Annotated in this window: 11 protein-coding genes; 4 read left to right on the top strand and 7 right to left on the bottom strand. The window is 47.6% G+C overall.

What is annotated here, in order from left to right; all coding sequences use genetic code 11:
- Positions 1–5 precede the first annotated feature (5 nt).
- A complete protein-coding gene (locus MUY27_RS00995; protein ID WP_245128097.1) occupies positions 6–1,313 on the top strand; it encodes an amidohydrolase in 1,308 nt (435 codons plus the stop codon).
- A gap of 65 nt (positions 1,314–1,378) precedes the next feature.
- Here the strand turns inward: MUY27_RS00995 and MUY27_RS00990 are convergent, their stop codons facing one another.
- The 3 genes from MUY27_RS00990 to MUY27_RS00980 are packed head-to-tail and all read right to left on the bottom strand — an operon-like array spanning position 1,379 to position 5,186.
- Entirely contained in the window at positions 1,379–3,541 is a 2,163-nt protein-coding gene (locus MUY27_RS00990; protein WP_245128096.1) for a xanthine dehydrogenase family protein molybdopterin-binding subunit, read from the bottom strand.
- Positions 3,542–3,555: 14 nt separating this feature from the next.
- Positions 3,556–4,545, bottom strand: coding sequence for an FAD binding domain-containing protein (locus MUY27_RS00985; protein WP_245128095.1), 990 nt, complete (start codon positions 4,543–4,545; stop codon positions 3,556–3,558).
- Positions 4,542–5,186, bottom strand: coding sequence for a (2Fe-2S)-binding protein (locus MUY27_RS00980; RefSeq protein WP_245128094.1), 645 nt, complete (start codon positions 5,184–5,186; stop codon positions 4,542–4,544). Before MUY27_RS00980 ends, MUY27_RS00985 begins: the two co-directional genes overlap by 4 nt.
- 267 nt (positions 5,187–5,453) lie before the next feature.
- Here MUY27_RS00980 and MUY27_RS00975 point away from each other — a divergent pair, with 267 nt between their 5' ends.
- Together MUY27_RS00975 and MUY27_RS00970 are read left to right on the top strand one after the other, a co-directional pair.
- Positions 5,454–7,403 carry a DUF1800 domain-containing protein gene (locus MUY27_RS00975; RefSeq protein ID WP_245128093.1) on the top strand — a complete coding sequence of 650 codons (1,950 nt, stop codon included), beginning with the start codon at positions 5,454–5,456 and terminating at the stop codon, positions 7,401–7,403.
- 14 nt (positions 7,404–7,417) lie between these two features.
- Complete coding sequence (locus MUY27_RS00970; RefSeq protein WP_245128092.1) at positions 7,418–8,689, top strand: DUF1501 domain-containing protein; 1,272 nt, start codon at positions 7,418–7,420, stop codon at positions 8,687–8,689.
- A gap of 318 nt (positions 8,690–9,007) precedes the next feature.
- Here MUY27_RS00970 and MUY27_RS00965 read toward each other — a convergent pair whose 3' ends face one another.
- On the bottom strand, positions 9,008–11,503 hold the full coding sequence (locus MUY27_RS00965; protein ID WP_245128091.1) for a M14 family metallopeptidase: 2,496 nt from the start codon (positions 11,501–11,503) through the stop codon (positions 9,008–9,010).
- A 69-nt stretch (positions 11,504–11,572) separates the two neighbouring features.
- Between MUY27_RS00965 and MUY27_RS00960 the strand changes: the two genes are divergently transcribed.
- A complete protein-coding gene (locus MUY27_RS00960; RefSeq protein ID WP_245128090.1) occupies positions 11,573–12,877 on the top strand; it encodes a UDP-N-acetylmuramoyl-tripeptide--D-alanyl-D-alanine ligase in 1,305 nt (434 codons plus the stop codon).
- Here the strand turns inward: MUY27_RS00960 and MUY27_RS00955 are convergent.
- The 3 genes from MUY27_RS00955 to MUY27_RS00945 form a co-directional block, all read right to left on the bottom strand.
- A complete protein-coding gene (locus MUY27_RS00955; protein WP_245128089.1) occupies positions 12,869–13,324 on the bottom strand; it encodes a low molecular weight protein-tyrosine-phosphatase in 456 nt (151 codons plus the stop codon). The two genes, MUY27_RS00960 and MUY27_RS00955, sit on opposite strands and share 9 nt — an antisense overlap.
- A gap of 102 nt (positions 13,325–13,426) precedes the next feature.
- Positions 13,427–14,215 (bottom strand): S1/P1 nuclease, encoded by a 789-nt coding sequence (locus MUY27_RS00950; RefSeq protein ID WP_245128088.1) that lies wholly within the window; start codon positions 14,213–14,215, stop codon positions 13,427–13,429.
- Between the two features lies 1 nt (position 14,216).
- Positions 14,217–14,744, bottom strand: coding sequence for a fumarate hydratase (locus MUY27_RS00945; RefSeq protein ID WP_245128087.1), 528 nt, complete (start codon positions 14,742–14,744; stop codon positions 14,217–14,219).
- Positions 14,745–14,786: the final 42 nt, after the last annotated feature.

Below are 14,786 nucleotides of genomic sequence, written 5' to 3'. Positions count from 1 at the left end.
CCTGTATGAAAAGAACGTATACCTTTTTATTTTCTTTGCTCTCATTGGCGGCATACAGCCAAACTTCCGCTACACTTAAAGCCGAAGCCGATAAAAAGGCCGAAAGCCTGGAGAAAAAAGTGATCGCTTGGCGACGCGATATCCATGAACACCCGGAATTGGGGAACCATGAAACACGCACTGCTGAGCTGATTGCCAAACACCTACAAGCCTTAGGGATTACCGTAAAAACGGGCGTTGCCAAAACCGGTGTTGTCGGTTTATTAAAAGGAGGCAAACCCGGGCCCGTGGTTGCGCTTCGTGCCGATATGGACGCGTTGCCGGTAATTGAACGCGTAAATATCCCCTTCGCCTCAAAAGTTAAAACAACCTATAACGGCAACGAGGTCGGTGTGATGCATGCCTGCGGCCATGATTCGCATGTGGCTATGCTGATGGGTGTAGCTGAAGTATTGGCTGGCATGAAAAATCAGCTGCACGGAACCGTAAAATTTATATTTCAGCCTGCAGAAGAGGGACCGCCGCAAGGCGAAGAAGGCGGTGCCGAACTGATGGTGAAAGAGGGTGTTCTGGAAAACCCAAAAGTAGATGCTATTTTCGGCCTGCATATTAATTCGCAAACAGAGGTAGGGAAGATTGCTTACCGTCCGGGCGGAACAATGGCTTCCTCAAATGATATGCGGATTACGGTTAAAGGCCGTTCTGCCCACGGCGCCTATCCATGGTCGAGTATCGACCCGATTGTGGTTTCAGCGCAAATCATTAATGCGCTACAAACTATCGTGAGCCGTAATTTAAACGTGACCGAGAATGGCGCGGTAGTCACCATCGGATCTATTCATGGCGGCAACCGTTCTAATATTATTCCGGAGCAAGTGGTGATGGACGGTACCCTACGTGCATTGAGTACTGAGGACGAAAAAATGCTGATCAGCCGCGTAAAAGAAATAGCCACCAAAACGGCAGAGGCCATGGGTGCAACGGCCACCGTTCAGATCCCTGTAACGACACATTATCCCGTAACTTACAATGATCCGGCCCTTACCGCTAAGATGTTACCCACCTTACAATCAACTGCAGGTAAAGAAAATGTATTGCTTCGCCAGGCAGTTACCGGCGCGGAAGACTTTAGCTTTTACGAGCAAAAAGTTCCGGGGTTGTTTATCTTTTTAGGTGGAATGCCGAAAGGGCAAGACCCGGCGAAAGCACCATCGCACCACACTCCCGACTTTTATATCGATGAAAGCGGCTTTACATTAGGCGTAAAAGCATTGTGTAATTTGACTATAGACTACCTGGAAAGCAAAAAGTGATAAAGTATAGCATCCTCCCGAATACTTTTCCGAGGGAGGATGCTATATCACTTAAGACCGGTAAGCTAAGCCATCAGTTTGTCAGGCGTGATCGGCAGTTCGCGAACACGTTTGCCGGTAGCGTTAAAAATAGCGTTAGCCACGGCTGCAGACATTCCGATCAGCGCAATTTCTCCCATCCCTTTCACCCCCATCGGGTCGACTACAAAATCTGGTTTGTTTACAAAAATGGTATCAATCTGCGGGATATCAGCATGAACAGGCACATGGTAACCAGCCAGATCAGCGTTTACGTATCGCCCATAACGATGGTCGATCACGCCTTCTTCCATTAAAGCCATACCGATACCACCTATAGCACCACCGACAATCTGGCTTCGCGCTGTTTTAGGGCTGGCAATCTTTCCCGAATCCGCTACCGATACTACCTTGGTAACACGGGTTACGCCTGTTGCCGGGTGTACCTTTACCTGCACAAAGTGAACGGAGTATGAATAGCTGGAATATTTGCGTGCTTCGGAACTTGGCGACGAGGTGATCGTAACATCCAGTTGAGGCAAACCTTTATCCTTTAAAACTTTGACGTAGTCGGGCTGATCTGCCCCACCATTGCCAATCAGTTGCTGAAATTTTTCTTTCAATGCCAGGCAGGCATCATGCACTGCCGAGCCTACGGTAGCCGTAATCGCCGAACCGCCTTGTGTTGGCGAAGGCGGCAAGGAAGAATCCCCAAGTTCAAATTTAATTCGCTCAGAAGGGATACCAAACGCTTCGGAAGCAATGGCCGTCATGGCGGTGCCGGTACCCACGCCGATATCTGTCACGGCCGTTTGCAGCAACAGGGTTCCATTGGCCTGCATGGTTGCTTTAACCGTTGCACTGCCGCGGTGTGCACCAAATACGCCCGAACCCATACCGTAACCCACCAGCCAGCCGTCTTCCTTCAAGGTTCCGGGTTTTGAAGGCCGGTTTTTCCAACCGATTTTATCTGCACCCATTTCGTAAGCTTCCTTTAAAAACTTGGTGCTAAAAGGCTTGCCATTCTCAGGGTCGGTTTCCGCATAGTTTCTCAACCGCAGCTCTATCGGGTCCATATCCAACTGATGCGCTAATTCGTCAATTGCAGATTCCAGCGCAAAAGCACCGGTAGCCTCACCAGGTCCGCGCATCCAGGTGGGGGTATTAGTATCAGTAGGTGCTACTTTATAAATGGTACCTACATTGGGGCAGGCATACATAAAGCGCGACATGTTCACGGTACCCTCAGTAAACTCTTCAAATGAGGACGTTTGCCCGGTAGCTTCGTGGATCAAACCCGTTAGCTTACCGTCTTTGGTGGCACCAATGCTGATCTTTTGCAGCGTATGCGGACGGTATCCGACAGAGTTGAACTGCATCTCGCGGGTTAAAACCAATTTCAAAGGTCGCTTCACCAGCTTTGCCGCCATAACAGCAGCAGTTTCATGCGGCCAGGTACGCAAAGCGTTGCCAAAAGCACCACCCACAAATTTGGTAGTTACCTGTACATTTTCTTTCGGCAACTTAAACGCTTGCGCAATAGCATTCTGGGTAGATTTTACACCTTGGGTTTTAGCATAAACTTCTACTTTATCATCGGCGGTCCAGTTGGCAATAATGGCATGCAGTTCCATAGGGTTATGCACCTCTATCGGAACCACGTATTCTGCCTCGAACTTCACTTCCGCATTTTTCCATTCGTCCGGATTGCCGCGTTTATAATCTTCCGTGCGTACACCACCTGGCCTGCGGGCTTTGTCTAAGTTTTTGGTAACATCCGTCTGGAAGGACTCTTCGGCATATGTTGCCTTAATTAATGAGGCAGCGTAAGTGGCCCGCTCAAACGAATCGGCCACTACCATAGCAACCGGCTGCCCGTTATATTTTACGGTGTTATCTACAAACAACCTTAACGGTCCACCGCCTGCTGGTGGTTTGCTGGGGTCTTTACCCGTTTGGTAACCCGGCAACTCAGGAGCGTTTTGATAAGTAATTACCTTTAACACACCCGGCGCGCGTTCCGCAGCTTTGGTATCTATGGCTTTAATGGTACCCTTGGTAATGGTACTATTGGCAAAAACGGCATAAGCCATATTACCCTGGTTATATTCTGCCGAATATTTGGCAGCACCGGTCACCTTTAACCGGCCATCTACCCGGCTGATGCCTTCGGTATATGCTGCTTTATTAGGATCTTGTTGTTGTTTCATGGTTCAGGGTAGTTTTAAGCAATACGGGCAGCATGTTTTAAAGCTTCCACCAGGGTTGCTGGTGTAAGTTTCAGTTTAAAGGCATTCTCTTTATAGGCTTTAGCACCCTGCATAGCCAATTCGCCAATTTGCTCAAATGTTTCCGTAGAAGCAGGTTTTCCTTTCAGCGCCTTTTCCACTTCATAGAACCGCCAGGGCTTGTGCGCCACCCCACCCATCGCTATTCGTGCGTCTTGAATGCGGCCGTTATCAATATCCAGCGCCACCGCTGCCGAAACCAATGCAAAGGCGTAGGAGGCACGGTCGCGCACCTTCAGGTAGTAGCTGTTTTTAGCGAAATTATTTTCCGGAACGATCACATTCGTGATCAGTTCATCTTTGGCCAGGGTGTTATCAAGTTCGGGGTGATCACCCGGCAGCCGGTGAAAATCTTTAAAAGCAATATAACGTCTGCCTTTCTTGCCAACCACTTCTACCGTAGCATCCAGCGCAGCTAATGCAACAGCCATATCACTCGGATGAACGGCGATACATTTTTCGCTTTGCCCAAAGATGGCATGCATCCGGTTAAAGCCCTCTAACGCGCCGCAGCCAGAGCCCGGATTACGTTTATTACAAGGCAAGGCTGTATCGTAAAAGTACGGGCAGCGTGTGCGCTGCATCAGGTTGCCGCCGACTGTAGCCATATTACGTAATTGTGCGGATGCTCCTGCATTTAAGGCTTGTGATAGCAGGGGCAAGCGTTCTTTAATCATGGCATGCTCTGCCACCTGACTGTTCAATGCTAATGCGCCAATAGCTATAGTCCGAACATTGCCCATGATGGAGCTGATATCCCTAAGCGGAAGTTTGTTGATATCTACCAGCTTATCCGGCGACATCACACCGTGCTTCATCAGGTCGACCAGGTTGCTGCCCCCTGCAATAATTTTTGTACCTGGTTTGGTCAGCGCATCGATAACGCTTTGTTGGCTGGTGGGGCGAACGTATTGAAACTGTTTCATACCTGTTGCCCCCCTTCCTTCACTTCCATGATTGCATTTACAATATTGGGATAGGCACCACATCGGCAGATATTGCCGCTCATGTATTCACGGATCTCCGCTTCAGAATTGGCATGCCCTTCCCTTACACAAGCAACCGCAGACATGATCTGCCCCGGTGTACAGTAGCCGCACTGGAAACCATCATGCTTAATAAAAGCTTCCTGCATGGGATGCAGCTGATCGCCATTAGCCAGACCTTCAATCGTGGTTACCTTTTTCCCGTGCGTCATCACGGCCAGCGTCAGGCAGGAGTTTACCCGTTTACCGTTAACATGTACCGTACAAGCACCGCACTGGCCGTAGTCGCAGCCTTTTTTGGTTCCGGTGAGGTCCAGTTGTTCGCGAAGCAAGTCGAGCAAGGTAGTACGAGGTTCTACGCTCAGTTTATGCGCTTTGCCGTTAATTTCTATTGACACGGGTACTTTTTCAAATACAGCGGCAACCTTCTCATCAAAATGGCCTTCTGCTGCTTTAACCGCTACACCAGGTATTAACGCAATGGCGGTAAGCAACGATGATTGTTTCAGAAAATTACGCCGCGAGTTATCTTCAGGTTCATTACCCTCTGGCGCGTTCCCGCAGGGCTTATTTTTTTTCATAGGACTAATTGGCTTGATCAGTTACAAGTTAATACAAAAATTTACGGGCAGCAGCAACAAAAACTAATTTATACTCATTCAAATTGAACAGCTTAAAACAGCTTTATGTTTTTTAAGGCGCAAAGCAATTTGAGATGAAAGTTACTGTTAACACTTGCTTTTTATATTTATAATCAAATAGTTAACCAGAATATTTTTTTCATATCGGTTAAACTTCATTATAACTTAACAGTCTTATCGTAGCTTAGATCATTAAATATCCCTACCATGAAGCTCTTAAAAAAAGCAACGCCGGTTATTTGCGTGCTTGCAGTTGTATTTTTACTGCTGGCATCATTCCTCTACGATTCCCATGAACGTTACTCGTTCAAATTTCCTTATAAGCGCGCCGGACTAACAGAACAACAAGCCGCCGCACATTTGCTTAACCGATTTACCTATGGCGCAACGCCGGGGCAGATTGATGCGGTGGTAAAGCAGGGGCTCGAGAACTGGTTTACACAACAACTAAATGCAGACCTGCCTTCAGATTCCCTCAATAATTTACTTAACCAGTACGACGCATTGAAGCTGAGCAACACCCAAATTGCCAATACTTTTCCCAAACAGGGGCAGGTGATCCGGATGATGATCGACCAAGGAAGGGTGAATAAAGATTCTGTTAAAACAGACCGTAAAGAATACCGCGATAAGATAGACAGCTTTATGCGCGAGAAAGGCTTGCGGCCGGAGCAGGAGCTTTTCAGGCAGTTTATTAACCAGAAAGTATTGAGGGCTGCCTATACGCCAAACCAGTTACAGGAGGTGATGACCGACTTCTGGTTCAATCATTTCAATGTTTCTATCACCAAAAATGATTGTGCGCAGTTTATCCCGGATTATGAGCGCGACGTGATCCGCCCGAATGCATTAGGACGGTTTGATACTTTGTTACTGGCAACCGCTAAATCACCAGCAATGCTTTACTACCTGGATAACTTTACCAGTACCGGGGCAGACAACAGCAATGCCAATAACCGGCAGATTATTGCCAATGCGTTAAAGCAGAAATTACTAATGAATGCCAACGATACTGCGCAGGTGATCATGGCAATCAATCGTCAGCAAAAACTTAAAAAATCGCAGCAAGGATTAAACGAAAATTATGCCCGCGAGGTGATGGAACTGCATACGCTCGGGGTAGATGGTGGCTATACACAGCAGGATGTTACCAACGCTGCAAAAGTGCTCACCGGGTGGACCATCTACCCAATGGGTGCTTACGGCAATGGTATCCTCAATACGTTGAATAAAATACCTGCAGAACAATTGGCCGCCCGCGGTTTTGTACACGAAGGTGATTTTCTGTTCACGCCAAATCGACACGATAAAACAGAAAAGGTAGTACTCGGAAGAACTTTTGGCCCTAATAACGGCTACCAGGAAGGTGTCGATCTGCTGGAAATGCTGGCAAACCATCCGTCTACCGCGAAATTTATTTCGCGCAAAATAGCGGTACGGTTTGTAAGCGACAATCCGCCGCAAACGCTGATCAATAAGATGGCGAAAAGCTTTGAGGCCACTCACGGCGATATCAGGCAGATGTTAATCACGATGGTAAGCGCGCCGGAGTTCTGGAGCAAATCTGCACTGCGCGAAAAAACAAAGTCGCCTTTTGAACTTGCCATCGGTGCAGTAAGAAATTTAAATGCTACCATCACCCAACCTTACCAATTATATAACTGGATCAGCCGGATGGGCGAAAGAAAATATTACTACCAGGCCCCGACAGGCTTTCCAGATCGCGGCCAATACTGGATCAATACCGGTTCGTTACTCAGCCGGATGAACTTCGGACTGGCGATAGCCGCCAACCGCATCCCGGGGGTAAAAATAGACCTGGCCGCGCTGAATAATCACCATGAGCCCGAAAGTTCGCAGGCAGCGTTAGCAACCTATAGCAAGATCATCATGCCGGAACGCAACCTGGATGAAACGATTAAAAGGCTGACACCCATGCTAAACGACCCGGACCTGGCAACTAAAGTAAATGCAGCCAGTGCGAACACGCCACCGGCCAGTAGCGCCATGCAGGCTCAAACAATGAAAAACGATACTGCCGCCAAAGCCTGGAAACTGGTAAAACCGGCGGCACCTACAAACAATAACGGAAACAGCCAGATGCTGGCACAAGTGGTGGGCATTATCATCGGTTCGCCAGAGTATCAGCGGAGATAATAAAACATACAGCCATGTTAAATAGAAGAGCATTTTTAAAAGCAGGCGGTCTTACCCTTTTTGGTGTAGGGCTAATGGGAGGTATCCCCGGCTTTTTAGCAGAAGCAGCAGCAAGCGATAAATTAAACGCACCATATAAACGCAAAAAAACGCTGGTATGTATTTTCCAGCGTGGGGCGATGGATGGTCTGATGGCCGTAACGCCATTTACGGATCAATATCTTCAGGATGCGCGGCCTACCCTTTTTATGTCGGCGGCAAAAAGCCAGCAGGGCGGCCCGCTGATAGACCTGGACGGCCGGTTTGGCCTGCACCCGGGAATGGCGGCCTTCGAGCCCATGTTCCGTGAAAAAAGGTTGGCTATTGTTCATGGTATCGGCTCGCCGAATAATACACGGTCGCACTTTGATGCGCAGGATTATATGGAATCCGGGACTCCGTTTAACAAAGGTACATCCAGCGGATGGCTTAACAGGGCGGTAGGTTTGTTAGGACATGACTCCTTAACACCCTTCAGCGCTGTTTCTATGACATCGGCAATGCCGCGTTCTTTCTATGGCGATAACCCTGCGCTTGCTGTGGCTAACCTGCAAGACTTTGCCCTGCAAATGCGCGGTACGCCTACCAACGTAAACATGGTATCCCGTAGTTTTGAAGATTTGTACGACCAAACCGCAACAGGCTTGCTCAAGCAAACCGGCCGTGAAAGCTTTGATGCGTTGAAACTGCTACAGAAAACGGATCTTAAAAATTATAAACCGGCCAACAATGCCGTTTATCCAAACTCGCCGTTGGGTAATTCGCTAAAACAAATTGCGCAGCTGATAAAAATGGATGTGGGCCTCGAGATTGCTTTTGCAGAATCTAACGGATGGGATACTCATTTTAACCAGGGTACACAAAACGGGATTTTCGGCAGGAATGTAGCCGATCTTAGCAACAGTATGATGGCCTTCTGGAACGACATCGGCCAGTATCAGGATGATGTAACCGTAATGACGATGACCGAATTCGGCCGTACTGTTAAACAGAACGGCACCGGCGGTACCGACCACGGGCGAGCTTCATGTAACTTTATTTTAAGTAATGATGTAAATGGCGGACTTGTTCACGGCGACGTAAAACCGCTGTCCATCGAAAACCTGGAAGATGGCCGCGACCTGGCCGTTACTACAGATTTTAGAAGTGTATTTAGCGAAGTTGCTGATAAACATTTAAAGATCACTAACAACAGAGTATTATTCCCAGACTGGAAAGGCGATCAGATTGGCGTGATGAGAGCGTAGTTAGAATAAAGATTGAAGGGGTTATTCCGCATGGGTTTAACCCCTTTTTATTTTTATCCAGTGCGAGGAATTATACTGATGCTTGCCGAATTTATTCCCTCCCTCGGGAGGGTTAGGGAGGGGTAATGCTATTCATTTATATTCACCCCTTCCTCCTCCTTTCCACGGGGAAGGAATCGCACTTTCACCACTTTTTAATTGCACCTCTCCTAAATCCTCTCCAAGGGAGAGGACTTTTAGCTGTTTCCAAAAGGGGAAAAACAGGACGTGACAGTAAAGCAAATACCCTCCCTTTCGGGGAGGGCAAAGGAGGGGCTCTTAATTCCCCACCATAAACACCGCGTTCGCAAAAAGCAACTTGCCGTTTTGCCAGAAGCTACGGAACAGCGGATCATCTGTCAGATAAACTACATTCCCGCGGCCCAGCCCCTGAACGCCGAACAGCATTCCGTCCTGTAATTTTGCTTTTACTGTTTGCCCCACAAAGCCGGATACATAGGCATTCTTTTTCAGTGTACCTACGTTCCATCCGTCATCGTCAAGATATTCGTACAAATCGTCGCTTAGCTTAAGGGTATAATAATAGTTAGGGTAGCCGAAACCGAGCGGGTGGGTGTTATCCAGACTCACTTTATAGATGGCACCGGGGACCGTTGATTTCAAAGCTTCGCGGTTACGGTCGCCAAAAACACGGTTGATATTCTCATTCTTAGCCGTCTTATCATCCTTTTTATCTTCTTTGCTTTTTACAGAAAATCCCGGCTTACCGCTTAGAGCATTTATCGCGCTACCTAAAGCAATCAATCTGCCGCCCTCTTTTACCCATTGCTGCAATTTTTCGGCAGGCAAATCGCTATAGCCGCCGTCGGGCATGACTACCACATCAAAATCTGCCAGACGAATGCGCCCCAGATCCTGTAAACGGACAACGGTAGCCGGGTAATGCAACTGCTGCTCGAAAAAGTGCCATACTTCGCCCATTGCTTCATAATCAACACCGTCACCTGACAACAGCGCAACCTTAGGCGCTCTAAGACTATGTACAATGGAAGAACCAATATCGGCTCCCTTATCTACAAAACCGGATGATAAGCCGGTCACCTGCCTGCCAAAGCGGGTAGCCAACTCCTGAACCGTTTGGTCGAACCGGGCGAAATCGTTTCCCGCTCGCGGAATAATCAGCGTGCCGGGTGAGTAATGTGTTCCCTGCGCGTCAAATGGCGCTTCGGTGTAGCGTACTTTAATATGCGCTTTCATTAGCGCCGCTAAAAACGCAGCATCAGTTGTTGATTTCCACGGCGCAACATAGGCATAAGCATGCGTATTACTAATAGCAGACGATGGCTTCGCTGCCTCGTTACCTGTACCGCTGATGGCCTCTTTTACGCCATAGGTTTTCAATCCATAGGCATAGGGCAAGGCCCAAGCTGTAATATCGTATGTATTGGAGTCAGCCACAAAGGTTTTAGGCTCCATTAGTACGCTTAATAAAACAGATTTTGGCTGGTAAGCGCTGATCACCAGGTCGGACGCGCCAGCCGTAAAACTTTCGGTTTTCCCGTTAAAGTAGTTAAAGCCGGTTAATGCGCGGTTAGTACCGAATTCGTAATTAATACCATTACGTTTCAGGGTTTCCTCCAGTTTGGCCAGGTTGTCCGGGTTATCGTTTTTCACAACATAACCTTTGTAATCGCCTGGAGGGCTTAATCTGCTGTTATCAAAAAACTTTTTGTACTCGGTAATTACTCTGGCAGCATTTGCTGCCGTTATTTCTACGGTGCTTAACCCGGTGGCATGGTGATGCTCGACACGCTGCGCCAGCGTTAAGGTATCACCGCTGCGGGTGTTAACAGCCAGGCCACCACTGATACCGCCTTGCTCGTAGGTCATCCCCACGGAGCCATTGTAAGTGGGGTAGGTATCGCCGTAAGATGGATAAAGCAGATCGAATTCTTCTTTAGTAAAATACATCCAGCCCTTTTCATCAAAATATTTGGCGTTATTCTTTCCGATGGTGGTCTGAAATTCGCGTTGCCATGGCGTAATCACCTTATGAAAAGGCTCTGCCGCCGGTGCAAAGTAGTAGGGGCTGTTGTACCCCTGTTCGTGAAAATCTACATGCACCTGTGGCAGCCACTGGTTATACAGTGCTACCCGGGCCTGCACTTCTTTTTGAGTTTGCCAGGCCCAGTCGCGGTTAAGGTCGAAATAGTAATGGTTTACCCTGCCACCCGGCCAGGGTTCCATATGTTCACGGGCAAGGTTGTAGGCATCAGGTGTTTCGCCACGAACAGAATTATAAAAGTTCACATAGCGGTCGCGACCATCTGGGTTTAAGCATGGGTCTATGACTACAACGGCATTTTTTAGCCAGGCCTGCGTTTTAGCGTTAGCGGTATTTGCCAGGTCGTAAAGGGTAGCCATTGCCGCCTCGCTTGATGCCGGTTCGTTGCCGTGTACATTGTAGCTTAACCAAACCACTGCCGGGCTACCGGTGGTTCCCGCACCCTTTTCTATACCTGCAAGACGCAGGTTGTTCTTCCTGATCTCTTCCAACCTGGAAAAATTATCCGCCGAAGCGATATACGCCACCACCAACGGCCGCCCCTCGTTAGTCGTGCCGTATTGCTGTAACTTTACGTTCTTCGCGGTGGCAGCCACGTATCGAAAGTATTCGATGATCCGGTAATGCGGGGTATATCTTTCGCCAAGGGCATAACCTAAAAATTCTGAAGGCGATTGCAGTTGCTGGGCCATAGCACCGAGGTGCATTAAAAGACCCAGTACTAAAAGGGAGTAAAATCTTTTGATCATAAGAGTTAGTTATGGCTAAGCTAATAAAAAGAAAACACAACCTTTAGCGTTCAAACGTATATTTACACCATGAGTATCGAAGAACTATATCAGCTTTATTTGCAGCACCCGGTGATCAGTACAGATACACGCAAAATTACCCCGGGCAGCATTTTCTTTGCCTTGAAGGGCGATAAGTTTGACGCAAATACATTTGCAGCCCAGGCCCTTGAAGCCGGTGCCGCCTATGCTGTTATAGATAATGCCCAATACCGGGCAGATGAACGCTGCCTACTGGTAGATGATGTATTGGAAAGCTTGCAGAACCTGGCCAGATTACACCGCAAACATTTGCAGATACCCGTAGTAGGGCTTACCGGCAGCAACGGTAAAACCACCACCAAAGAACTGATCAACGCGGTGCTATCGCAACAGTTTAAAACCTTCGCTACCCAGGGTAACCTGAATAACCATATCGGCGTGCCATTAAGTATACTTTCGATAACTACCGAGCACGAAATGGCGGTGATAGAAATGGGGGCCAATCATCAAAAAGAGATCGAGTTTTTATGTACGATATCGCAGCCCTCCTGCGGGTTAATCACCAACGTAGGGCGGGCACACCTTGAAGGTTTCGGCGGTGTTGAGGGGGTAAAGAAAGGAAAGGGGGAATTATACGATTACCTGAAGGCGGCGGGCGGTGTGGTATTTTTAAATACAGACAGCACGGCACTACGGGAAATGCAGCAAGCACGGCATTTAACAAACGTATTTGGGTACGGTACCAACCCCGCAAACAACAACCTGGTTACCGGCCGATTAATCAGTAACTCGCCTTTTGTAAAATTTGCCTGGCACAGTAAAGATGGCATCAGCCATGAAGTGCAAACCAACCTAACCGGCTCGTACAACTTAGATAATATGCTGGCAGCAGTTTGTACAGGATTATTTTTCAACCTTACTGCCGATCAAATTAACCAGGGGATCAGCAGCTACCAGCCTACCAACAACCGTTCGCAGATAGAGCATACAGCTACCAATACCATCATTTGCGATTACTATAACGCCAACCCGAGCAGTATGGCCGTGGCGATAGAAAACGTGTCGCTGATGCAGGCCGATTATAAAGTAATGATCCTGGGCGATATGTTTGAACTGGGTGACGAGTCTGCCGCTGAACACGAGCAGGTGATTGTAAAAGCAATGGCTGCACATGCAAACAGACGGATATTTGTAGGTAAAGAATTTTACAAGCACCAGGTGGCAGGGGCCGATTTTTACGAAACTACTAAAGACGCCTTTGATGCATTAAAAGTTTCCCCCATAAAAAACGCGACCGTTTTAATTAAAGGGTCGCGCGGAATGGCTTTAGAGCAGCTGAAAGAATTATTCTGAAGCGTAGGGTTTACCGGTTAAGTCTTTGATGATATCCTTACAACTCTGTTCTATCAGTCTGAACACGGGTTCAAACTGCTTATCATCATAATAAGGGTCTGGCACTTCTTTGTCTACCAGTAAGAGCTTTACTTTAGCTTCTGCCTGCCCATCAGGCGCAAGCGCTGTAACGTCCCGCAGGTTGTATTTGTCCATCACAAAGATATGATCGAACCTATCAAAATCACTCACCTTAAATTGCCGGCAAACCTGCCTGCTGATATCAATACCGTGCTGTCTCGCGGTGCGTACTGACCGGCGGTCTGGCCCTTCGCCTACGTGCCAATTACCGGTACCGGCAGAATCTACCTGCCAGTCTAAACCCTGCTCATCAGCAAGATGCTGCATTATACCCTCTGCCAGCGGCGAACGGCAAATATTGCCCAGGCAAACCATTAGGATTTTCATATTAGCCCTCCTAAATCCTCCCCGGTAGGGAGGACTTTTGTATTTATTGTAGATTTATTTAATTATAGCCCTCCCCCCTTTGGGGAGGGTTGGGTGGGGCTTCTATCCAAATATCTGGTTCAGCAAACCTGCTAAATGCACGCCTGCTTTTACCAATTGCTGGTTTACGATACCGATGTACTTAAAGTTGTAGCGGTAATTCAGCGTATCTTCAGGCTTTACATCTTCGTAGATCTTGCCTGCCAAAACGCTTGAATCGTAGATCCATTTGCTTAGCGGCTCTGCCTGTAATGTAGTACGTTCTGCAGCAGTGGTATGGTTGATCCAGTTAGCATACTCAGTATAGCTCAATTGCTGAAAATCAATCAGCTTGCTATCCCAAACAGAATGTAGGTTGGTCTGCTCGCTAAACCAGTTCACTTTTACATCGTTTCCGCCCTTATCGCTGGTATGTGCGGTGTGCATCGGCTGATGAATGTCTTCCACAATGTGAATCACCATACGCAGATAAAGCAACTTATTCTCTTTGCTTAAATTTGGCTTTTTCAGTTCAGCAATCATAAACTGCAGCTTGGTATAAGCATCGGTATTCTTATCATTCTTCAAAAACTCCTGCATTTGCGGGTAAGTCATGGCTTCATCAAAGTCGATGTAATGCCATGAAGAAAGATAGCTATAGTTAGGGTCCGACTTGATGAAATCGGCCCAGTTACTGGTAATTGCAATCGACTCATTACCTAAAATAGCGGCGATAGCTTTACGCGCTTTCGGTGTTAAATAACTATCGGCAATCTGGCCGGCAATGCGGTGCCCCTGGGTACCCCAGGCAAAGCCTGAAAGCGGTGCATAAAACAGGGCTGCGCCCAGTATCAGTTTTTTTATCAGTTTCATGTTAAAGCGGTTTTGGAACACATGTAATTTTTTTTGTCAGGTGCATGGTAAACGGTTCGGTGCTGGTGAGGTTACGGAATTGATAGAGCGAATCTGACAACTGTTTTACTTTAAAACGCTCATCTATCACACCTACCCGAAAGCAATCTGCCTGATATTTGATCTTTTGATTGGGATACGTAAAAAATCCACGTATCCGTAGCGTATCGTGCGACATCACGTACAGGCCTCTTGCATATTCGGTCCAATGCCCCTTGTTCATACAAGTATCTGCACCATAATTTACCTTACTAACGGTATTAATGCTTACAAAAAACGAATCGCAGTTGAATTTAAAGTTATAAAGCGAATAAGTAATCAGCTTCTGCTGCAGGCGCACGCTATCCTGTTTCCACTCACCCTGCAAAGTCGTCTCGCCTTTACCCTGGTAACGGGCGTTCGGCGAACAGGCTGCCAGCAGAACGGCCATCGTCATGCAGGCCAAAGTGATTTTAACTGCAGAAGTTGTAGAGCGAAAAGTTTTCTTCATAAACAAAAAGTCCCTCTCCAGCGGAGAGGGATAGATATGGAA

It is taken from the genome of Mucilaginibacter straminoryzae, from assembly GCF_022953055.1.
GTDB classification, from domain to species: domain Bacteria; phylum Bacteroidota; class Bacteroidia; order Sphingobacteriales; family Sphingobacteriaceae; genus Mucilaginibacter; species Mucilaginibacter straminoryzae.
The sequence above is the reverse complement of the archived record's forward strand: the minus strand, read 5'-3'. Positions and strand labels throughout refer to the sequence as shown.